At 44.6% G+C, this 20,514-nt stretch carries 18 protein-coding genes; 12 read left to right on the top strand and 6 right to left on the bottom strand.

Annotated features, from left to right (window positions below):
- The first annotated feature begins 180 nt into the window (after positions 1–180).
- The 10 genes from ccmA to R7E42_RS14380 all read left to right on the top strand — a co-directional run bounded on the left by ccmA (position 181) and on the right by R7E42_RS14380 (position 8,236).
- Complete coding sequence (ccmA, locus tag R7E42_RS14425; RefSeq protein ID WP_005380511.1) at positions 181–798, top strand: cytochrome c biogenesis heme-transporting ATPase CcmA; 618 nt, start codon at positions 181–183, stop codon at positions 796–798.
- 1 nt (position 799) lies between these two features.
- Positions 800–1,468 carry a heme exporter protein CcmB gene (gene ccmB / locus R7E42_RS14420; RefSeq protein WP_005380512.1) on the top strand — a complete coding sequence of 223 codons (669 nt, stop codon included), beginning with the start codon at positions 800–802 and terminating at the stop codon, positions 1,466–1,468.
- Between the two features lie 109 nt (positions 1,469–1,577).
- Positions 1,578–2,321, top strand: a complete 744-nt coding sequence (locus R7E42_RS14415; RefSeq protein WP_005380513.1) for a heme ABC transporter permease — start codon at positions 1,578–1,580, stop codon at positions 2,319–2,321.
- Between the two features lie 11 nt (positions 2,322–2,332).
- Positions 2,333–2,539, top strand: a complete 207-nt coding sequence (gene ccmD, locus R7E42_RS14410) for a heme exporter protein CcmD (RefSeq protein WP_005380515.1) — start codon at positions 2,333–2,335, stop codon at positions 2,537–2,539.
- Entirely contained in the window at positions 2,536–3,021 is a 486-nt protein-coding gene (gene ccmE / locus R7E42_RS14405) for a cytochrome c maturation protein CcmE (protein ID WP_005380516.1), read from the top strand. Before ccmD ends, ccmE begins: the two co-directional genes overlap by 4 nt.
- On the top strand, positions 3,018–4,994 hold the full coding sequence (locus R7E42_RS14400; RefSeq protein ID WP_017635943.1) for a heme lyase CcmF/NrfE family subunit: 1,977 nt from the start codon (positions 3,018–3,020) through the stop codon (positions 4,992–4,994). The genes ccmE and R7E42_RS14400 overlap by 4 nt, the downstream gene beginning before the upstream one ends.
- A gap of 1 nt (position 4,995) precedes the next feature.
- Entirely contained in the window at positions 4,996–5,550 is a 555-nt protein-coding gene (locus R7E42_RS14395) for a DsbE family thiol:disulfide interchange protein (RefSeq protein ID WP_005380518.1), read from the top strand.
- On the top strand, positions 5,547–6,032 hold the full coding sequence (locus R7E42_RS14390) for a cytochrome c-type biogenesis protein (RefSeq protein WP_005380519.1): 486 nt from the start codon (positions 5,547–5,549) through the stop codon (positions 6,030–6,032). The genes R7E42_RS14395 and R7E42_RS14390 overlap by 4 nt, the downstream gene beginning before the upstream one ends.
- Complete coding sequence (gene ccmI / locus R7E42_RS14385) at positions 6,032–7,246, top strand: c-type cytochrome biogenesis protein CcmI (protein ID WP_258483206.1); 1,215 nt, start codon at positions 6,032–6,034, stop codon at positions 7,244–7,246. Before R7E42_RS14390 ends, ccmI begins: the two co-directional genes overlap by 1 nt.
- Before the next feature lie 216 nt (positions 7,247–7,462).
- A complete protein-coding gene (locus tag R7E42_RS14380) occupies positions 7,463–8,236 on the top strand; it encodes a VacJ family lipoprotein (protein ID WP_005380523.1) in 774 nt (257 codons plus the stop codon).
- A 74-nt stretch (positions 8,237–8,310) separates the two neighbouring features.
- On the opposite strand, the gene R7E42_RS14375 is transcribed toward R7E42_RS14380, so the two are convergent.
- From R7E42_RS14375 to R7E42_RS14360, 4 genes are all read right to left on the bottom strand, one after another.
- A complete protein-coding gene (locus R7E42_RS14375) occupies positions 8,311–9,627 on the bottom strand; it encodes an outer membrane protein transport protein (RefSeq protein ID WP_054576273.1) in 1,317 nt (438 codons plus the stop codon).
- A gap of 309 nt (positions 9,628–9,936) precedes the next feature.
- A complete protein-coding gene (locus R7E42_RS14370; protein WP_213963847.1) occupies positions 9,937–11,214 on the bottom strand; it encodes an outer membrane protein transport protein in 1,278 nt (425 codons plus the stop codon).
- 297 nt (positions 11,215–11,511) lie between these two features.
- Complete coding sequence (locus tag R7E42_RS14365; RefSeq protein ID WP_025767180.1) at positions 11,512–12,243, bottom strand: DUF3379 domain-containing protein; 732 nt, start codon at positions 12,241–12,243, stop codon at positions 11,512–11,514.
- On the bottom strand, positions 12,236–12,811 hold the full coding sequence (locus R7E42_RS14360) for a sigma-70 family RNA polymerase sigma factor (RefSeq protein WP_005380528.1): 576 nt from the start codon (positions 12,809–12,811) through the stop codon (positions 12,236–12,238). The genes R7E42_RS14365 and R7E42_RS14360 overlap by 8 nt, the downstream gene beginning before the upstream one ends.
- A 720-nt stretch (positions 12,812–13,531) precedes the next feature.
- Here R7E42_RS14360 and fadI point away from each other — a divergent pair.
- The gene (gene fadI / locus R7E42_RS14355) at positions 13,532–14,839 is read left to right on the top strand and encodes an acetyl-CoA C-acyltransferase FadI (RefSeq protein WP_005384447.1); all 1,308 of its coding nucleotides are present in this window, start codon (positions 13,532–13,534) and stop codon (positions 14,837–14,839) included.
- Complete coding sequence (fadJ, locus tag R7E42_RS14350; RefSeq protein ID WP_005380532.1) at positions 14,839–16,950, top strand: fatty acid oxidation complex subunit alpha FadJ; 2,112 nt, start codon at positions 14,839–14,841, stop codon at positions 16,948–16,950. Before fadI ends, fadJ begins: the two co-directional genes overlap by 1 nt.
- 62 nt (positions 16,951–17,012) lie before the next feature.
- Here fadJ and R7E42_RS14345 read toward each other — a convergent pair whose 3' ends face one another.
- Both R7E42_RS14345 and R7E42_RS14340 read right to left on the bottom strand, forming a co-directional pair.
- Entirely contained in the window at positions 17,013–17,267 is a 255-nt protein-coding gene (locus tag R7E42_RS14345) for a hypothetical protein (protein ID WP_005384444.1), read from the bottom strand.
- Positions 17,268–17,434: 167 nt separating this feature from the next.
- On the bottom strand, positions 17,435–20,212 hold the full coding sequence (locus tag R7E42_RS14340) for an insulinase family protein (RefSeq protein WP_274342320.1): 2,778 nt from the start codon (positions 20,210–20,212) through the stop codon (positions 17,435–17,437).
- Positions 20,213–20,514: the final 302 nt, after the last annotated feature.

Raw genomic sequence — 20,514 nt, 5'->3', positions numbered from 1 at the left:
AGTTCTGGCCTCTCAAATTCAAAATGAGCGCTTATAACTACTTATAGTTAATTTTATTAAAGTGTGATGATTAATTAACAAAAATACATGAACTTACATGTAACCTAGCCCTCTTATCCTGTTTTGTCATAACTAAGCTGTGCTAATATAGCGGCTCGTTCATTTTTTAGTTGAAGCTCTATGTTAGAAGTGTCTAACCTGACAGCAATCCGTGATGAAAGGGTTCTGTTTGAAAACCTGCAGTTTGAAATTAAGCCTGGTGAATTGGTCCAGATCGAAGGGCGTAATGGTACTGGTAAAACTACATTGCTACGGATTGTGACAGGGTTAGGTGATAGAGAAGAAGGTGTCATTAAATGGAAAGGCGAAGAGGTTGAAAAATCTCGTGATGTTTTCCATCAAGATCTGCTTTTCTTAGGACATCAAACAGGAGTGAAACGAGAGCTTACCGCATTAGAAAACTTACGTTTTTATCAATCTATTCAAAATAATCGCTCTTCAGACGAAGAAATCTTTATCGCTTTGACTCAAGTAGGATTAGCTGGTCGAGAAGATGTGCCTGTAGCACAACTTTCCGCAGGTCAGCAACGACGAGTCGCATTGGCAAGGTTATGGCTCAGTAAGCAAATTTTATGGATTTTAGATGAGCCGTTGACTGCCATTGATAAGCAAGGCGTCAAGGTGCTTGAATCTTTGTTCGCAAGTCATGCTGATAATGGCGGTATTGTTGTGTTGACGACGCATCAAGATATGTTTGCGGACAGCCCGAAACTTAGAAAAATAAAGCTGGGTGACTGATATGATTTCCTCGATGACCACCATCATTCGTCGTGAGCTCCTAATCGCATTTCGCCGTCAGGCAGACATTCTGAACCCGTTGTGGTTCTTTATTATTGTCATTACTCTCTTTCCTCTGAGTATTGGACCAGAACCTAATTTGTTAGCACGTATTGCAGCGGGCATCGTTTGGGTTGCCGCATTGCTGTCCGCCTTATTATCATTAGAGCGTCTATTTCGTGATGATTTTCAAGACGGTGCACTAGAACAAATGATGCTAATGCCGATTCCATTGCAACTTGTAGTGGTTTCAAAGGTCATAGCACATTGGTTGTTAACAGGGTTACCTCTGATTTTAATTAGCCCATTATTGGCGGTTTTACTTTCGCTCGACTTCAATACTTGGCTATCGGTTGTATTAACCTTGATGATCGGTACACCAACATTAAGTTTTATTGGCGCCATTGGTGTGGCGTTGACTGTTGGGTTGCAAAAGGGTGGCGTTCTTTTGAGTTTGCTTATTCTTCCGCTCTACATCCCAATTTTGATTTTCGCAACATCGGCAATTGATGCTGCCGCACTCGGTATGGCGTATAACGGTCAACTAGCGATTTTAGGTGCGATGCTAATGGGGGCGATGACATTAACGCCTTTTGCCATCAGTGCCGCATTACGAGTTAGTGTTAACTAACTCAATAAAGTGCCAATGAAGCGGCGCTTGATCAAAGAATTATTATTAAAGCACTGCTACGGTCTCAACCCTTTAGACAGTGTCCCTGAAGTAAGAGTGAGAACAAAACATGTGGAAATGGCTACATCCTTATGCCAAGCCAGAAGCAGCTTATCGTTTGAGTGGTAAGTTTCTGCCTTGGTTTTCTGTATTGGCCCTCGTATGCTTATCGGTTGGTACGGTTTGGGGGCTTGCATTTGCGCCTTCAGATTACCAACAAGGTGACAGTTTCCGAATCATCTACATTCATGTCCCATCAGCTATTTGGTCTATGGGCGTTTATATGTCGATGGCGATCGCTGCATTTATTGGCCTAGTATGGCAAGTTCGCCTATCTGATATGGCGGCACTTGCGATGGCTCCGATTGGTGCAGTATTTACTTTTATTGCTCTACTTACAGGTGCTGTTTGGGGCAAGCCTATGTGGGGCACTTGGTGGGTATGGGATGCCCGTCTTACATCTGAATTGATTCTTCTATTTCTCTACCTTGGTGTGATTGCGCTTTACCATGCGTTTGACGATCAAAAAACCGCCGCAAAAGCTGCTGGTATTTTAGCGATCGTAGGCGTAGTAAACCTACCTATCATTCACTTTTCCGTGGAATGGTGGAACACGCTTCATCAAGGTGCGACGATCACGAAATTTGAACAACCTTCTATTTCATCCGACATGCTTTGGCCGTTATTGCTGAACATCTTTGGCTTTGCGTTCTTCTTTGGTGCCGTGACGATGGTCCGTTTTCGTAACGAAATCATCAGTAAAGAAAGTCACCGCCCTTGGGTGCGCAAACTCGCAACAGAACAAACTCAGTGAGGTAACTGATTATGCATTTTGAATCTCTGAGCGACTTTTTTGCCATGGGTGGCTACGCATCATACGTATGGAGTGCGTTTGGTATTACTTTCTTATCCATGCTGATTCTTCTGATCACTAGCCTTCGCCGCGGTGATGCATTATTGAAAGAAGTGAAAGCAAAAATTGACCGTCAAGCTCGTATCGACGCAGCGAAGAACATGGAGAACACCTTATGAACCCGAGACGTAAAAAGAGGCTAGGTATTGTACTAGCGATCTTTATCGGTATTAGTGCCACCATTGGTTTGATACTTTATGCGCTTAACCAAAATATGGACCTTTTCTACACTCCAACGGAATTGGTTAATGGTAAGCCAGATGGCACCAAGCCAGAAGTAGGCCAGCGTCTGCGTATCGGTGGAATGGTGGTTGTGGGCTCAGTTCGTCGAGATCCTAATTCTTTGAAAGTGAGTTTTGACCTGCACGATGTCGGTCCGAAAGTGACGATTACCTATGACGGTATTCTTCCTGACTTGTTCCGTGAAGGGCAGGGTATTGTTGCTCAAGGTGTACTGAAAGATGCCACGACAGTTGAGGCATTTGAGGTCCTAGCGAAGCACGATGAAGAATACATGCCACCAGAAATTGCAGAAGCGATGAAGAAAACGCATGAACCGCTTCAATACAGCACCGAACAGAAACAAGGAAGCGGCCAATGATTGCTGAAATCGGTCACTTTGCTCTCATTCTTTCGCTTGCAATGGCAGTGCTGTTGAGCGTATTGCCATTGTGGGGAGCATCGAATAATAACACCATGCTCATGAACACAGCGCGACCGCTATCTTGGTCTATGTTCCTGATGCTGTTGTTCTCTTTCGCCATTTTATGTTGGGGATTTTATACCAACGACTTCACGTTACAGTATGTAGCGAGCAACTCGAATAGTCAGCTCCCTTGGTACTACCGTTTAACCGCAGTATGGGGTGCACACGAAGGTTCACTGTTGCTATGGGTTTTAATCCAAGCTGCTTGGACTGTCGCTGTAGCGACGTTCAGTCGTGGTATGCCGCAAGAGTCGGTTGCACGTGTACTTGCTGTTATGGGCATGATCTCAGTGGGTTTCCTACTGTTTATCATCTTAACGTCAAATCCATTCCTACGTACGTTACCGTTCTTCCCGGTTGACGGACGTGACTTGAACCCTCTGCTTCAAGACCCTGGTTTGATTGTTCACCCGCCAATGCTTTACATGGGCTATGTTGGTTTCTCGGTTGCGTTCTCTTTTGCGATCGCATCCCTAATGACCGGACGCCTTGATACGGCTTGGGCTCGTTGGTCTCGTCCTTGGACAACCGCTGCATGGGTATTTTTAACACTTGGTATCGCACTGGGTTCTTGGTGGGCTTACTACGAACTTGGCTGGGGTGGCTGGTGGTTCTGGGACCCAGTAGAAAACGCATCATTCATGCCTTGGTTAGCGGGTACCGCATTAATGCACTCTCTTGCCGTGACAGAAAAACGCGGCACATTTAAAGCGTGGACGGTACTATTGGCAATCTCTGCATTTTCGTTGAGTTTGTTGGGCACCTTCTTAGTCCGTTCCGGTATTTTAGTATCGGTGCACGCGTTCGCGTCTGACCCGTCGCGCGGTATGTTTATTCTAGGCTTCCTCGTTTTCGTTATCGGCGGCTCTTTATTGCTGTTTGCCGTAAAAGGGGCAGCAGTGCGTGTACGAGGTAACTTCGACTTAGTCTCACGTGAAAATGCGCTCTTAGCCAACAATGTATTACTTATCGCCGCTCTTGTTGTGGTGTTAGTGGGGACACTGTTGCCGCTCGTACACAAGCAGCTTGGTTTGGGGTCGGTCTCTATCGGTGCGCCATTCTTTGACATGCTATTTGCGTGGTTAATGATGCCATTTGCTTTTCTGCTTGGTATTGGTCCTCTTATTCGTTGGAAGCGAGACAATTTATCTAAACTTGTGAAACCAATGCTCGTTTCAGGTGTGCTTGCTTTCGCCTTGGCCGCGCTATGCGTGTACCTGTTTGCCGATTTCTTCTCAACCATGGCTTACATTGGTTGGGTGATGGCGATTTGGATTATTGCGATGCATGGCTTTGAACTGTACGAGCGCGCAACGCACCGTCATAGCTTTAGTGAAGGTGTTCGCAAGCTGCAACGTAGCCACTGGGCAATGATGTTGGGTCATGTTGGTCTGGCGGTATCTGTTATCGGTATTGCGATGGTACAGAACTACAGCATCGAGCGTGATGTACGTTTAGCACCTGGCGAACACTTCCAAATTCAAGGCTATGATTTCTACTTCTCAGGCTTGCGTGATAAAGATGGTCCAAACTACGATGGCTACATCGCAGACTTTGAGATCACACACGATGGCAAATACGTGAATACGCTTCACGCAGAGAAGCGCTTCTACCGTACGGCTAAGTCTATGATGACTGAAGCAGCCATTGACCGTGGTATTAGCCGCGACTTATACATTGCAATGGGTGAACGTTTAGACGACAACCGATCTTGGGCTGTTCGTATTTACTATAAACCGTTCGTTCGTTGGATTTGGGCTGGCTCTTTGATTATGGCATTAGGCGGCGCACTAGCGATTTCTGATAAACGCTACCGCTTCCGTAAATCGCCGAAGAAAAACGCGAAGTCAAAAGAGCAGGAGGCATAACATGAATAAGAAAATCTTATTTATTCCGCTTGTCGCTTTCATGATTCTAGCGGGCATTTTCGCAACCCAATTAATGCGTAATCAAGAGGGCGATGATCCAACTAAATTGGAGTCGGTTTTGGTTGGCAAGCCAGTTCCTGAATTTCATTTAGAAGATCTGGCTGAGCCTGGAAAACAGTACGACCAATCAATTTTTAAAGGTGAACCGTTGCTCTTGAACGTTTGGGCAACGTGGTGCCCAACGTGTTATGCAGAGCATAAATACCTAAACGAATTGGCGGGTAAGGGCGTTAAGATCATCGGTATGAATTACAAAGATGATCGTAATAAAGCAATAGGTTGGCTGAATGATCTCGGCAACCCGTACTTGATCAGCCTATTTGATGGCAGTGGTATGCTTGGCCTTGACCTTGGTGTTTATGGTGCTCCAGAAACATTCATTATTGATGCAAATGGTGTGATTCGCTATCGCCATGTAGGGGATGTAAACCCACGTAATTGGTCAGAAACACTGGAGCCGCTTTACAACAAATTGGTTGAGGAGGCGAAGCAATGAGAAAGCTAATTCTTGCCGTTTTTGCTGCGATGACATTATCTCTTGCTGCTCATGCGGCCATTGAAGTGTACGAGTTTGATAATTTGGAACAAGAACAGCAGTTCAAAGAGTTAAGCCATACGCTCCGTTGCCCTAAATGTCAGAACAACACGATCTCGGATTCTAACGCTGAACTTGCTCAGGACTTACGCCATAAGGTGTACGAAATGACCAAAGAAGGTAAGTCCAAAGATGAGATTGTTGATTACATGATCGCCCGTTACGGTAACTTCGTGACTTACAACCCACCATTTACGGTCGCGACTGCGATTTTGTGGCTAGGGCCACTCGCTGTAGTACTGGGTGGTTTTGGTTTGATTGTGCTGCGTAGCCGTAAATCTAAAGTTAAGGCAAAAGCGAGCAGTGACGAGCAATGGGATGAGCAAAAAGAAGCTCGTTTAAAAGCATTGCTTGAAGAAGAGAACAACGGAGATAAGAAGTAATGACACTATTTTGGATTTCCACCGTTGTTCTCACGCTTATTGCTTGTGCGCTGGTGGCTTTGCCGCTGCTTAAACAAAAAGCGAACAATGATGATGTGTTACGCGATGAGCTTAACAAGGCATTTTATAAAGACCGACTATCTGAGCTTGCAGAAGAAACTGACGAAGGTCTAGTTGAAAGTGAAGACGAACTGATTTCTGATCTAAAGCAATCACTGCTTGACGATATCCCTGGTGATAAAGCGCAAAAAGAAACTAAGGTTTCTCCAATCGCGGTTTTAGTTCCATCGGTAATTCTGACGGTGGTGCTGAGCTATGGTTTGTATTATAAATTTGGCGCGTCAGACGATATTGTTCAATGGCAAGAAGTGTCTGCAAATCTACCTGAGTTATCGAAAAAGCTGATGTCGGCTTCTTCTGAGCCGCTGAGTGACGATGAAATGGCGGATTTGACCCTTGCCCTTCGAACTCGCTTACATTACCAGCCGGAAGACTCGACAGGTTGGTTACTGCTAGGTCGTATTGCGTTAGCAAATCGTGATGTCACCACAGCTATCGATGCGATGGAAAAATCGTACCACCTAGAGCCAAAAGACCCAGATGTGATGTTGGGTTATGCACAAGCTCTGATGCTGTCTCAAGAGGAAATGGATCAAGCGACGGCTCGCTCATTACTCGGCAAGCTGATGCAGCAAGACTATGTCGATCTGCGTGTGTTTTCTTTGTTGGCGTTCGATGCGTTTGAGCGTCAAGACTTCCCGGCTGCCATCAAGTACTGGGGAATCATGCAGCAAATGATTGGTCCAGAAGATAGCCGCTACGAGATGTTGTCACGCAGTATTGAGAGTGCTCGTAAGCAAATGGGCGAAGCGGTTTCACCAGATAAGAGTGTAGCTGTGACAATTGATGTGGCACCAAATGCTCAGTTGGATCCAAACGCAGTTCTGATTGTGTCAGTACATCGTTCAGATGGCTCCCCAATGCCTGTGGCTGCTGCTCGTTATCCGCTAGGTACTTTCCCTCGCACAGTCGTATTAGATGATGGCAATGCCATGATGCAAGGGCAAAAGTTATCTTCACTCGATAAGCTAATCGTCCGTGTGCGTGTAGATTCTGACGGTAACGTAGCAACGCGTGATCAAGATTGGCACGGAGAAAGTGACGTCGTTGAATTTGGCGCACCAGTAGAAGTGACCATTGATCAGCAGTATTAATTGTTAACATCTGTCTCTGAAACATGACAACGAGGTAGAGTCAGTTGCCTTTAGTGGTATGACTCTAAACGATCGAGTAGAATACCGAAGGCCAGCGATTGCTGGCCTTTATTTATTCCCATATCTGAGTCATCTTTACTATGTATCCTGCTCAACATACGTACAATGGTTAATCGGGGTGACTTAGGTACATTAATAGTCGTTATGGAAAATAAAATGTATAACAAGGGTAAATCTACCTTCTTGTTGCTGTTAGCCGTTGGACTGGTTGGCTGTTCAAGTGCGCCTGATGAAGCAGTAACAGGACAAGAAACAAATCAAACGACTTCTGATGTGTATGACCCGTTGGAAGGCTTTAACCGAACCATGTGGGAACTCAACTACGAATATTTAGATCCGTATTTGGTTCGTCCTGTATCACTTGCGTATGTAGAATACACGCCAGTTCCTATTCGTTCTGGTATCGCTAACTTCTTATCGAACTTAGATGAGCCAGCAAGCATGGTTAATAACTTAATCATGGGTAATGGTACGAAAGCTGTGGACCACTTTAACCGTTTTTGGATTAACTCGACGTTCGGTATTTTCGGTTTATTCGATATTGCAAGTGCCGCGGGTATTACGAAGTACGACGAGAAAGCGTTCAGTGATGCGGTAGGCCACTATGGTGTTGGAAATGGTCCTTACTTCATGGTTCCAGGTTATGGTCCGTATACCTTACGTGAAGTGACAGATACCGTAGATAGTACGTATTTACCCCTCTCTTATCTCAACTTCTGGGCGAGTTTGGGTAAGTGGGCGTTTGAAGGAATGGAGAAGCGTGCTTTATTAGTACCGCAAGAAGCGCAGCTAGACTCGTCGCCGGATCCATATATTCTTACTCGCGATGTTTATATCCAGCGTCAAAACTTTAAAGCAGAAGTTGAAACGGTAGAAGAAGTTAACATCGAAGAAGAAGAGTATTTAGACGAATACCTAGAAGACTTTTAAGCGTTGTTCTTCACAATAGAGAAATGAAAAAAGGCTTAGCTGATGCTAAGCCTTTTTTGTATTTTGCAGCTTGGTTAGAAACGGTAGTTTGCTTGAACACCGATTAGCCAAACATTACCCGTAGTTTCGCCTACGAATTGGCCACCGACTTGTTCTGCAGTGTCGTCTGACTTGTAACCACGAGACTCAACGATTGGTGCGTCTTTCGCAAAAATATAGGTGAAGCCAGCGTCTAGGCTGAAGTCTTTCGTCCAATCGTACGTTGCGCCAATACTTAGCCAAGTGCGGTCAGTTTCTGGAATAGTGATCGTACGGTTTTTGTCGCTTACCGCTGAAGTATCGTATGCAATACCAGTGCGTAGCGCTAGCTTAGGATCAAGCTGGTAAGTGGCACCAACAGCAAAGCGATAGTTGTCTTCCCAGTTTTCTACTTTAACCATATGCGTGCCAGCAGTATTTAGACGTGCTTCCAATTTCTCGAAAGAGCTCCAATCCGTCCAGTTAACGCTTGCGTGTAATGCAAGTTGGTCTGTTACTTGGTGGAAGCTTGCCAACTCAGCCGTTGCAGGCAGGTTTAGATACATGTAGCCGTTGTCGCGTTCAGAAGTACCGAAGCCAAAACCAAGACCTTCAGCATGGCCTTCAAGCTTCAGTTCAACTTCAGATTTGTACGCGAATCCGATACGGTTATTTTCATTGATCTGCCATGCTGTACCAACTTGCCAGCCCCAAGCGGTATCGTCACCTTCCATGTATTTTAGAGCGGTACCTTGAGGAACACTGATTGGTTGATTAGTTTCAGGGTTTAACCCTACAACGTTATTCTTAGGAGCTGCTGCGCCAAAGCTGCCTTCGCCGATGATGTAACGGATACCACCACCAACGCTGATCGATTCATTGACTTTGTAAGCTGCGTTTAAGTTCGCTTCCATTGTCGTTACGCTTGCTTCGTTACCAAAGTGCGATGCACCAAAGCCTTTACCTAAATCGGTTTCCATGCCGTAGTTGGTGCCAAATGCCAAACCAATCGCGAATTTCTCATTATATTGGTGTGATAGGTAGAAGTTTGGAATGATTGCATCATGTGCGAAGTCATCTGAAGATGCAGAAGAAGTGCTACCGTGGAAGTTTACATCACCTTCAATATCAATATTTGGGTTCACATAGATTGCACCAACGGACACTTGAGTGCCTTCCAAATAAGTTAGCATTGCTGGGTTACGCCATTGTGCACTTGCGTTGTCAGCCATTGCAGCTTCACCAGCATATGCTCGACCTAGGCCTGTTGCAGAATATTCAGCAAGTTGGAAACCTGCTGCGTTAGCCATGCCCGTTGCGCCAAGTAGGCTTAATGCCACTGCTGTTGATAGAAGAGTCTTGTTGGTTTTCATTCGAATGTTCGCTGATTTGTTTATAACGTGGGACAAAAGTTTAAAGGTAGAGTTTTTACTTTAGAAATGAAAATCCAGCGCAAGTGGTCATTTGGAATATTATGCTTTTAAATGCTATTTGTGTGGTTTAATAATCTAACTGTGAAGGGCTTGTAAACGGAACTCAGCGAACAGTTGTGCGTCCTAATTGTGAGATTTAGATACACGTGTTCACTCAAATTGAGTGGGCAATAAATCGCAGATATGAAAAAAGGCTGGAAATCCAGCCTTTTATATAAAGTATTTTTCTACTAACTAACAGCGAAGCGTTTAGAAGCTACGGCTGTATTGTAAGCCGAATAGAATAGCATCAGCGCGTGTTGTTGCTGACAAGCTCGAGATATTTTGAGGGCTTTGAGCGTCACTTGGGTTGTACATTGGGTTAGGTGTTGATTCATTTACCTCAACATCTTTACCCATTAGGTACGTAAAGCCAAAGTCGACATTTGATTTACTATCAATGTGATAAGTAAAGCCGGTAGAGAACCATTGGCGATCTGAGTCAGGAACGGAAACAGACGTTAAGTCAGCTTGGGCGCTCGTGTCGTACATGTAACCAGCACGAAGTGTCCAGTTATTACTTAGGTAATATGTACCACCAATCGAGTAGTGCCAACCATCTTGCCACTGGTACTGTTTATCGTACGATGAGCCAAGAGGAGAGCCTTTTAAGTTAGAGAATTCAATTTGATCGAAAGTTTCCCAGCCAATGTATTGGATGCTGTAGTGTACAGCAAACTTAGTGTCTTGAATTTTGTGGAAGCCAGAGAACTCGGCCATATCTGGTAAAGGTAGTGTGATTTTTTGACCTTTATCGTCTTTTGCTTCCATTTCTGGACTATGACGGTATGCAAGACCAAATCGATTGTTTTCATCTAGCTCGTACACAGTACCAACATTGAAACCTACAGCCCAACCATCAGCTTCGTCTACATCGACGAGTGTGCCTATTGCAGCATGTTCACGCTTCATTGTACCTTGGCCGTAGATTAAATCTAAACCAGCACCAAAGCTCCAATGTTCATTGAGACGGTAAGAACCTGCAAGGCCAAAGTTTACGCTCTTAACATCAGTTAAGCCGCCATATTCTTTTGCCGCAAAGCTATTGTCGAATTCTGTTTTAGTACCGAAATTAGAGTATGCGTTTACGCCCCATGCAAACTTGTCATTTACAGGAACGATTAGATGAATGTTCGGTGCAATAGAAGTATCGCCAGCGTCGTCATAGTTTGAGTCGACAGGCTTGAACAGTGTTGGTGCTACTTGGCACGTTGAACCACAATATTTCGCATCTTTCACTTCAATCATTGAAGTAATGCTTTCGAAACCTAGCGAAAGTTCCATTTTATCAAACAGAGCCATTGCTGCTGGGTTACGAGCCATTACTGCTGCATTATCTGCGATTACTGCATCACCAGCAAATGCACGGCCGATGCCAGTTGCTGATTGAGCGTTGATTTGGAAACCCGCTGCCATCGATTGACCTGAGGCAAAAGCTACCGTTACTGCTAGGAGAGTCTTTTTAAACAGACGCGTGTTCTGAGTCATTTGTTTTTCCTTATTAGATTCGTCTCTTTGGACGATAAATTGAGCTTTTGCTCAGTGGCGCAGATAGTAGTATCAATAATTGCTTGGACAAATCCGACCATTGGATAAAATTGAATAAAAATTGCAGAAATGATGTCTAAAAGACGGGAAATTGCACTTAAAATGCATAATTTAGAGTTTAAGCTCTAAATGGTATATCGATGGTGAATGTTTTGCGTTCTATTTATACAAAAATGCCGCTAAATAAGATCATTTAGCGGCATTTAACCTTTTGAAGGCTGGAAATCGTCGAAGTTGTTACATCGGCTTAATCATTGATGCAAGAGTCGTAGCGAGCGCATCAATATTTTCACCTTCTTCCCCGACTAAAATCAGGCTTGAACTCCCGACGGGCTGAACGATTCCGGTCATGCCATCCTTATTAAAGTCGGTACTTTGTTCGCTTGGAATACCAGTAATAAATAACGTTACTTTACCTTTTGGACCTTGGAACACCATATGCACCGCATTGGATTCACCAAAACCGCAGTGGTTTAGGTAGTAAACGTGATATGGAAAGTTTTCACTAAACTGGTAATGAAATGGCGACATTTTCGCATTAATTTGCGAGCTCGGTACATCCTCATCAAGATGACGAACAAACGGTTCTTCATGAATTACGTGTTTCATCGCGGTATCCGCTAAACTGGCTTGTGCTGGAGACACCAAAACATTTCCCCAGTTTACTTGACCAACTAATAACCCTGCGGTGAACGCAATAGAAGCGGCAAGTGCCATTGCTTTGCGGACAAAGTTTGGTCTGACGACCTTCTCTTCATCAAGTGCACTCGACGTCTGGCTAAATAAAATCTTATCTGCGAGATCTTCGGGTACATCCACATTCATGGCTTGTTTAATTTTTACATCGAGATCCAAAACGTCATCAACAAACTTATTGTTGGCGTCGCTACCAGCTAAAGCTTGCAGAATCTCTTCATCCTTTTGTTTTGGATCCGACAAAATACGACGACGAAATTCTAAATCATCCATTCTTTTGTCCTCTCTTGGTATCTTGAGAATCCAACATCTCTTTAAGTTGATTACGAGCGCGAAATAGTCGAGTCATCACTGTGTTTTTATTTAAATCAAGAATGTCGCCAATTTCTTCTCCACTGAAACCACCAACAACTTGGAGAAATAAAGGCTCACGGTATTCAACATCGAGCTTCATGATCTGTGCCTGCAGCCATTCTTGCTGATGATGTGAGTCATCGCTAACTTTAGCATCATTGCCGTAGTCATCGATATCAACTAAATCAAATTGTTTACGTTCGAAGCGGCGCGCATTTTCTCGTCTCAATATTGTGATGAGCCAAGACTTGGCAGCTTTTTCGTCCTGGAGGCTATCGAGTGACTTCCAAGCTCTAAGACAGGTTTCCTGAACTAGATCTTCCGCGACCGCTTTATCTTTGCACAACCAATATGCGTAGCGGTACAAGTCACGATGATACCCTCGGACGAGCGCTTCGTATTTTCTTTGCTTGTCCATATCAGAGTTGACCGGACTGTTGGAATTTTTCTTTCCAAACATTTTTAATATGGCCACAGGAGCCTCCATCCTCGCTCTGTGAGTTTCTTATTTGTTCTGAGCATGACTTTACTTGCTTCATCGATTAGCGGTTTTGGTTGCAGGATTTGTCATGCAACCCCTTTGACACAATAAGCCATGTGGTTACCTAAAAGTGTATACGCAAATGTCAGATATCATCGAACACGAATTGATATATATTGTTAACAATATCATCATTAGTAATCAATGGCTTGGATAAGTTCACTCGATGGAGCATTAAAAGGGACTTCTGATGGTGGATTCTTGAATTGTTTTGAATCAATAATCGCTTTAGGTGAGCTTAAAACTCGTAAAATCACTATAAAATTGATCTATTTCAAAATATCAAGCAGTGAAGGGGTTATAGTACACCTTGTCATCTCGTTAGTCATTGCGACTAACATGTTGAGCAAGATGACACTTCCTTTTGAAGGCTGACTTTACTTTCTCCTAATCAGGAAACTGATTACTTTTCAATTGGCGTAAGTTAATTGTTTTATAGATATTCCGACCACACAGTTATGTGTGGTTTTTTTTTGCTTCGATTTTACTTTCCGTATACCTCTTACCGTTTTAACTCTCTATAGTTAACCATTAGTAATCGCATAAGAATCAAAGAAGTAGAGTAATTGAACTACTTGCTTCACGTTTATTTAAACGCACGTTTGATAAATTTAACAAATTCATTACAATGCATCAGGTCAGACCTCTTGTATTTAAGGAGAAACAATGGGCAAGCAGGAAGTAAAAACACGCAATGGTGAGCGTGTCGCTATTGTCGCGGGGCTTCGAACTCCCTTTGCTCGTCAAAGCACGGAATTTAGCCAAGTGCCAGCGGTCGATTTAGGGAAAATGGTAGTAAGCGAAATGCTTGCTCGAACAGATATTGATCCGAAGCTAATCGAACAAGTGGTATTTGGACAAGTAGTACAAATGCCTGAAGCGCCAAACATCGCACGAGAAATCGTATTAGGCACTGGTATGAACATCCATACTGATGCATACAGTGTGACTCGAGCGTGTGCGACGAGTTTTCAAGCGGCGGTTAATGTCGCAGAAAGCATCATGGCGGGAACCATCGATATTGGTATTGCTGGTGGTGCAGACTCTTCTTCCGTCCTGCCTATTGGCGTATCAAAGAAACTGGCCGCTAATCTGCTTGCTCTTAGTAAGACAAAAACAATGGGTCAGAAGCTTAGTATCCTCAAAAACTTGAGCTTTAAAGACCTGATGCCAGTGCCACCAGCAGTAGCAGAGTACTCTACGGGTTTATCCATGGGACAAACTGCAGAGCAAATGGCTAAAACACATGGTATTTCTCGCGCAGAACAGGATGCGCTTGCACATCGTTCTCATACGCTGGCTTCTCAAGCTTGGAAAGAAGGAAAAATCCAAGATGAAGTGATGACGGCTTTCCCTGAACCATACAAAAAGTGGATTTCGGAAGATAACAATATTCGTCATGACTCAACGGTTGAGGGATACGCGAAATTGCGACCTGCGTTTGATCGTCAGTATGGCAGTGTTACGGCTGCGAACAGTACGCCATTGACTGATGGTGGTGCGGCAGTGATGTTGATGCGAGAAGGTAAAGCGAAAGAGCTCGGAATGGAGATTCTTGGTTACATCCGAGGTTATGCATTCTCTGCTATCGGCGTGGAAAAGGACATGCTGATGGGGCCGACTTATGCCACAGCGAAAGTGCTTGAAAATACAGGCTTGGAACTGTCAGACCTGACGTTGATCGACATGCACGAGGCCTTTGCTGCTCAAGCATTGGCGAATGTGAAGATGTTTGCTTCCGATAAGTTTGCTCAAGAAAACCTTGGTCGCTCAAAAGCGATTGGTGAAATTGACATGGATAAGTTCAACGTGCTTGGCGGATCAATTGCTTATGGTCACCCATTTGCTGCGACTGGTGCGCGTATGATGACGCAAACCCTACGAGAACTAAAACGCCGTGGCGGTGGTATTGCATTGAATACCGCATGTGCTGCTGGTGGTCTTGGTGCGGCAATGATTCTGGAGGTTGAGTAATGAGCGAGCAAAAAGCATTTAGTCTAAAGGTTGATGAGCAAAATATTGCTTGGTTAGCAATTGATGTTCCTAATGAAAAAATGAATACGCTGCAGGCGGCTTTTGCTGACGAAATGAAAGAAATTTTTGCTCAGCTAAAAGACTCCAGTGGTATTAAAGGGATGATCATCCACTCCCTAAAACCGGACAATTTTGTTGCGGGCGCAGATGTTCGAATGCTAGAAGCATGCACCACAGCAAGTGAAGCGGAAGACTTAGCAAGGCAAGGTCAGGATTTATTCCAGCAGCTATCGGACTTACCGTATCCTGTCGTTGCGGCTATTCATGGCCCATGTTTGGGCGGTGGTTTAGAACTGGCTCTTGCATGTGATTATCGTGTTTGTACGGATTCTGACAAAACGCGTTTAGGTCTGCCAGAAGTACAACTTGGTTTATTGCCAGGTTCTGGTGGTACTCAGCGTCTGCCACGTTTGATTGGCCTGTTACCGTCGTTGGACTTGATCCTGACGGGTAAACAACTTCGTGCGAAGAAAGCTAAAAAATTGGGCGTTGTGGACGCCTGTGTGCCTGACACCATTTTGCTCGACGTAGCAAAACAGTTTATCGACAAAGGTAAAAACAAGGGCACGAAAAAGCTATCGACGAAAGAAAAGGTGATGTCTGGTAGCGGGCTAGGGCGCAAGTTTGTATTTGAGCAAGCTGCGAAGAAAACGAATCAAAAAACTCGCGGTAACTATCCAGCAACGGTTGCAATTCTAGAAGTTATTCAACATGGCTTAGAGAAAGGCTTCGCTAAAGGTCAAGAGCTTGAAGCGAAGCGCTTCGGTGAGCTTGTGATGAGCTCAGAGTCAAAAGCGCTCCGTTCGATCTTCTTTGCCACAACAGAAATGAAGAAAGAAAATGGCACGGATGCGAAACCAGCACCAGTTCATAAAGTTGGTGTGCTTGGTGGTGGTCTGATGGGCGCCGGAATCAGCCATGTGTCTGTTGCAAAAGCAAAAGTACCTGTTCGCATCAAAGACGTTAGCAACGATGGCGTTTTAAACGCGCTCAACTACAACTACAAGTTATTTGAGAAACAGCGCAAACGTCGCATTCTATCCAAGGCCGATCTGCAAGCGAAAATGCTGCAACTGTCTGGTGGTGTCGATTTTACCAGTTTTAATCATATTGATGTCGTAATTGAAGCCGTTTTTGAAGACTTAGATCTTAAGCAAAAAATGGTGGCGGACATTGAAGCGAACGCTAAGACAGAAACTATCTTTGCGACCAATACTTCTTCGTTGCCTATCCACAAAATTGCAGAAAAAGCGGAGCGTCCAGAAAACGTAGTGGGTTTGCATTACTTCAGCCCGGTAGAAAAAATGCCGTTGGTGGAAGTGATTCCGCATGAAACGACGTCAGATGAAACCGTTTCAACAGTTGTTGCACTTGCTAAGAAGCAAGGTAAAACCCCGATCGTAGTGAAAGACAAAGCGGGCTTTTACGTGAACCGCATTCTTGCTCCATACATGAACGAAGCGGCGCATATTTTGTTGGCTAACGAACCGATCGAAAAGATTGATACGGCGTTGCTTGATTTTGGTTTCCCTGTTGGCCCGATTACCTTGTTGGATGAAGTTGGTGTCGACATTGGCGCGAAAATTATGCCGATCCTGGTTAATGAGTTAGGTGACCGATTCAAAGGGCCGGATGTGTTTGATATCTTGTTAAATGATGGACGTAAAGGACGCAAGAGTGGTAAGGGGTTTTACACTTACAAGGGCAAGAAGAAAGATGTCGACAAATCGGTTTACAAACTGCTTAAGCTCGACCCTGAATCTAAGCTAAGCGATAACGATATTGCGTTGCGCTGTGTGCTGCCAATGCTGAATGAAGCGGTACGTTGTTTGGATGATGGTATCATTCGCTCGCCACGTGACGGCGATATTGGCGCGATATTTGGTATTGGTTTCCCACCGTTCTTGGGTGGTCCGTTCCGTTACATGGACCAATTTGGCATTAAAGAGCTCGTAGAGAAAATGAATGAGTTTGCATCGAAGTATGGCGATCGTTACGCGCCATGTGATGGTTTGCTTACTCGAGCTGGTGAAGGGACAACGTTCTATTAAACGTTGCTGCGGTAGAGAAAAAGGCTTGCCAGTGGCAAGCCTTTTTCATAAAGAAGAAATGGTTACTTCTTCTTGTCTTTCTTATCTTTATTGTGGCCTTTACCTGGGTTGTCGTCCCCGTGAACGCTGCTGTTACCTTTTTTGTCTTTATCATTCCACTGCTTTGAAGAGCAATCATCTGATTTGATGGATACATTGTCTCCGCTAAGGCGCACACAGTCGTCACTTAATTCGAAGCCATCGCCTTTGACTGAGATTTCAGCGTGAGCAGATGCCAATGGCAGTATAAGAGCCACAAGTAAAAGTGCTTTTTTCATGATTACCTCATTAAGTTATTTTTAGTGCGGTAATTAGAGCATAAGCCGCAATGGCGTAATTTCAATTTTCTGCCAATTATGGTGCCGATTCAATCTATGAGACCGACAACCTCATGGGTTTGTAGGTTCATTCTAGTAATCGACAATTTTATTTCTGCGCAACTAGATCACCCCAAGCCGCAATCTTTTGGCCGAAGTTGGAACTCTTCAATCGATCCTATTTCTTGTCCTAGATGGATGCGCGGAGCCTCCGAATGCGCTTGACCTTGAGAGTGCATGATCAAACGATTTGCAGTACGAGGTTTCAATTCGTTCACAACGAAGCGAATCATGTCTGCGCGCGTCAGCTTCTTCAACTCCGCCAGTACCTTGTCACGTTGGTTAAACTCAGTGTCCTTATTTCCTATCGCAACCCAAAGACGTTGAGCCCGTCCTCGAAGTGTGGTGTCCGGCGTTGCTATTTGGTTCCACAAGCCGCGCTTACTGCTGTGCCATTGGTAATCGTTTAACTCTAACAGCACCATATAAAAGGCATTTAAAAACTCATCGATTGAGGTAACCAGCTCGGCAGGTGCTGCATTAGGTGACTGCACATACAGTACAATACCAGGGTGACGATTTAGCGGCATATTGCCAGTGCCTACCATGTAACCTAATTGCTGCTTGGTACGGATTTCGTGGAAAAATGTTGCCGACATAAGGTGATTGGCCAATGAGTATAGCGCGATACTACGAGGCTCAATATCCTCGCACTGGTGGTAAATAACGACCGCGGAATCTTGCTGATTACAATGCACCTCACGTTGAAAACTGCCATTTTTACCTAGCATAATGAGAGGACGAAGTGCCTCTTCATAACGTTGCTCGTTAACTCTTAGAGCATCCTTTAAGGTCGTTGCCATGTCATGGGCTTGCTGGCGTTGCCAGTCTCCGTAAACAAACATTTCAACGTGCAGTTCTGCAAGAATGGATTCTACGAATACCGAGAGTTCATCGACTTCGATTTCTTCTAGCGCTTCGACTAAGGTTGCGAAAGGCGGGTTATTGGGTTGAAGTAACCCAGTAAGTGCGTTAAACAGCTGCGAAATAGGGCGATCTTGTGAAGCATTTCTCCAGTTTCGTAACAGTTGTTGTTTGATGGTTTCAAAGCGAGCAGGGCTGAAATCTCGAGAAGCAAAACGGTGCAGAATCATTTCTAGCAACTGAGGCAGCTTTTGACTGAACCCTGAGAGGGTTAAGGTCACGCCACCTTGGTGAGCGTACATATTGTAACCCATCCCTGCGATTTCTGCTTGATAGGTTTCTTTTGCTAGCGAATCGAGGAACATCTCTACACATAAGCGCGTTTTGACGATGTTCTTTGGTGATGCAACGGCATGAGAGCTGTCGATAGCGACATAAACGACACCTTTTGGCACGCGAAATTCGTCATCTTGTAAATGCCACAGCCGAAACCCTTCGAGATCCTCAATCAACTCTGGCAGTGAATCACCATTTTCGAGTGGCATGGGGTCGAGGTCGTAGCAAATATAAGGGTTCTTTTCCGGTAAGACGAATTGCCAGCTTGGGTCGATTTGTTGATAGAAACGACGTTGGTCTTCACTAAAAGGTGTGACGGAGTACGGGGTAAAGTACCATTCGGCAGTACGGTTGTATTCCAGGCCTTTAGCAATCAAAGTGACGCGTACATTATCGATGGTTAAGTATCGCAGCAATGAACGCTGTAACTCCTCATCGTAGCCCGCCATTTTGTAGTCACCATAAACCGTGTCTTCCGGTTGATAGTGCTGCATGTTGATCACCAGATGGCTGACGAGATCCATTGGGCGCGATGGCTCTTGGAAGCGAAAAGCCGATTCTAATACCGCTTGTTTTTCGAGATAGCGCCATTCATCTAACCCGTCTTGTTTGATCATCGAGAGGTATTGAAAAACTGCTTGAACGATATCATCAACATGATCTAAGCCGTTTGGCGTCAGGGTGCAGCTTACGGTAAAGTCTCGGTAGTTACTGCCACTCGCGCCGCCGCCCGCTGAGAGAGAAGTAATCCAGCCTTTTTCTTTGAGTTGAAGCATCAAACTGCCTTCTCCTTCGTAACCCAACAGGTGAGCAAAGTAGGAGAGTGGCTTCACGCTATAATGCGCATCCATTCCCGGCATGGGAAATGTGAGAATCAGTTTACGGAACTCTTTGAGCGGCTCGACTTGAACCAAAATGCCCGTGCTTTCCTCAGTGCCGATCGGTACATCAATCGATTTTCCACGGAGGTGGTGATTTGGGATGTCGGCAAACATGGCTTCTACCCAAGCTTGCTGTTCATCGAGCGACTGTGGCCCAAATAGAGTCAGTGTCATCAAATCGGCGGAATACTGTGAGTGGTGAAACTCCACAATTTCGTCGCGGATGGATTTACCATCTCGGTCGCCAAGAGTATCTAAGTTTCCGACAGAGAATTTTGAAAACGGGTGCTCTGGATTGATGACTTCTTTGTTAACTTGATACAGGCGACGAGAATCATCATTAAGTTTGAGCTTGTATTCGGAGTCGACAGCCTGTCGCTCTTTTTCTAATGCTTCTTCGTTAAACAAAGGTGCGGTAAAGAATTGGCTAAATCGATCTAAGGCACTTTCAAAGGCATTTGGAGCTATATTGAAAAAGAAACAAGTGTGCTCTGTACCAGTCCAAGCGTTGTTTGTTCCACCGTGTTGGCTAATATAGCTTTGAAACTCGCCCACTTTAGGGTATTTTTCCGTACCCAAAAAAAGCATGTGTTCTAAATAGTGTGCCAGACCTTGGCGATCGTTTGGGTCGTCGAAGTGTCCAACGTTCACTGCCAGAGCAGCTGCCGACTGTTGAGCTGTATCGGAATGAATCAGCAGTACACGCAGATCATTGCTCAAGGTAATGTAGCGGTATTGATTTGAATCGTTAGGACTTAGATGCACGATGCGTCTCCAGATTTCGCATTACAGTAATTTAGGCTCCCCTCGCGGGGGGGGCGCAAAGTTTGCGTTTCGACAAATACTGCTTGCCGTATTTTTGTTATTCGTAGACTTCTGCACAGGCCCATCGCGTTTGCGTATGGGTAAGAACTGTTTGAGTGAATGCTCTGAACTCATTGCACAGTTAAATAGTGTGATGAACTGAGTACATTCTTTTAATAGATTGTTAAGAAAGTCGCTATCTTTAACAAGCGAATTGGTATAATGAACAGATAATTATATCAGTATTTTTGTTTCGTCATTGT

This window comes from Vibrio sp. Vb1337, assembly GCF_033338715.1.
GTDB lineage: Bacteria > Pseudomonadota > Gammaproteobacteria > Enterobacterales > Vibrionaceae > Vibrio > Vibrio alginolyticus.
This window is presented reverse-complemented; position numbering and strand designations above follow the sequence as displayed.

What these genes read in the sequence shown, in the direction of transcription:
- ccmA (WP_005380511.1), top strand. Translation starts at nt 181, where the DNA reads ATGTTAGAAGTGTCTAACCTGACAGCAATCCGTGATGAAAGGGTTCTG.
- ccmB (WP_005380512.1), top strand. Translation starts at nt 800, where the DNA reads ATGATTTCCTCGATGACCACCATCATTCGTCGTGAGCTCCTAATCGCA.
- R7E42_RS14415 (WP_005380513.1), top strand. Translation starts at nt 1,578, where the DNA reads ATGTGGAAATGGCTACATCCTTATGCCAAGCCAGAAGCAGCTTATCGT.
- ccmD (WP_005380515.1), top strand. Translation starts at nt 2,333, where the DNA reads ATGCATTTTGAATCTCTGAGCGACTTTTTTGCCATGGGTGGCTACGCA.
- ccmE (WP_005380516.1), top strand. Translation starts at nt 2,536, where the DNA reads ATGAACCCGAGACGTAAAAAGAGGCTAGGTATTGTACTAGCGATCTTT.
- R7E42_RS14400 (WP_017635943.1), top strand. Translation starts at nt 3,018, where the DNA reads ATGATTGCTGAAATCGGTCACTTTGCTCTCATTCTTTCGCTTGCAATG.
- R7E42_RS14395 (WP_005380518.1), top strand. Translation starts at nt 4,996, where the DNA reads ATGAATAAGAAAATCTTATTTATTCCGCTTGTCGCTTTCATGATTCTA.
- R7E42_RS14390 (WP_005380519.1), top strand. Translation starts at nt 5,547, where the DNA reads ATGAGAAAGCTAATTCTTGCCGTTTTTGCTGCGATGACATTATCTCTT.
- ccmI (WP_258483206.1), top strand. Translation starts at nt 6,032, where the DNA reads ATGACACTATTTTGGATTTCCACCGTTGTTCTCACGCTTATTGCTTGT.
- R7E42_RS14380 (WP_005380523.1), top strand. Translation starts at nt 7,463, where the DNA reads ATGTATAACAAGGGTAAATCTACCTTCTTGTTGCTGTTAGCCGTTGGA.
- R7E42_RS14375 (WP_054576273.1), bottom strand. Translation starts at nt 9,627, where the DNA reads ATGAAAACCAACAAGACTCTTCTATCAACAGCAGTGGCATTAAGCCTA.
- R7E42_RS14370 (WP_213963847.1), bottom strand. Translation starts at nt 11,214, where the DNA reads ATGACTCAGAACACGCGTCTGTTTAAAAAGACTCTCCTAGCAGTAACG.
- R7E42_RS14365 (WP_025767180.1), bottom strand. Translation starts at nt 12,243, where the DNA reads ATGGATGATTTAGAATTTCGTCGTCGTATTTTGTCGGATCCAAAACAA.
- R7E42_RS14360 (WP_005380528.1), bottom strand. Translation starts at nt 12,811, where the DNA reads ATGGAGGCTCCTGTGGCCATATTAAAAATGTTTGGAAAGAAAAATTCC.
- fadI (WP_005384447.1), top strand. Translation starts at nt 13,532, where the DNA reads ATGGGCAAGCAGGAAGTAAAAACACGCAATGGTGAGCGTGTCGCTATT.
- fadJ (WP_005380532.1), top strand. Translation starts at nt 14,839, where the DNA reads ATGAGCGAGCAAAAAGCATTTAGTCTAAAGGTTGATGAGCAAAATATT.
- R7E42_RS14345 (WP_005384444.1), bottom strand. Translation starts at nt 17,267, where the DNA reads ATGAAAAAAGCACTTTTACTTGTGGCTCTTATACTGCCATTGGCATCT.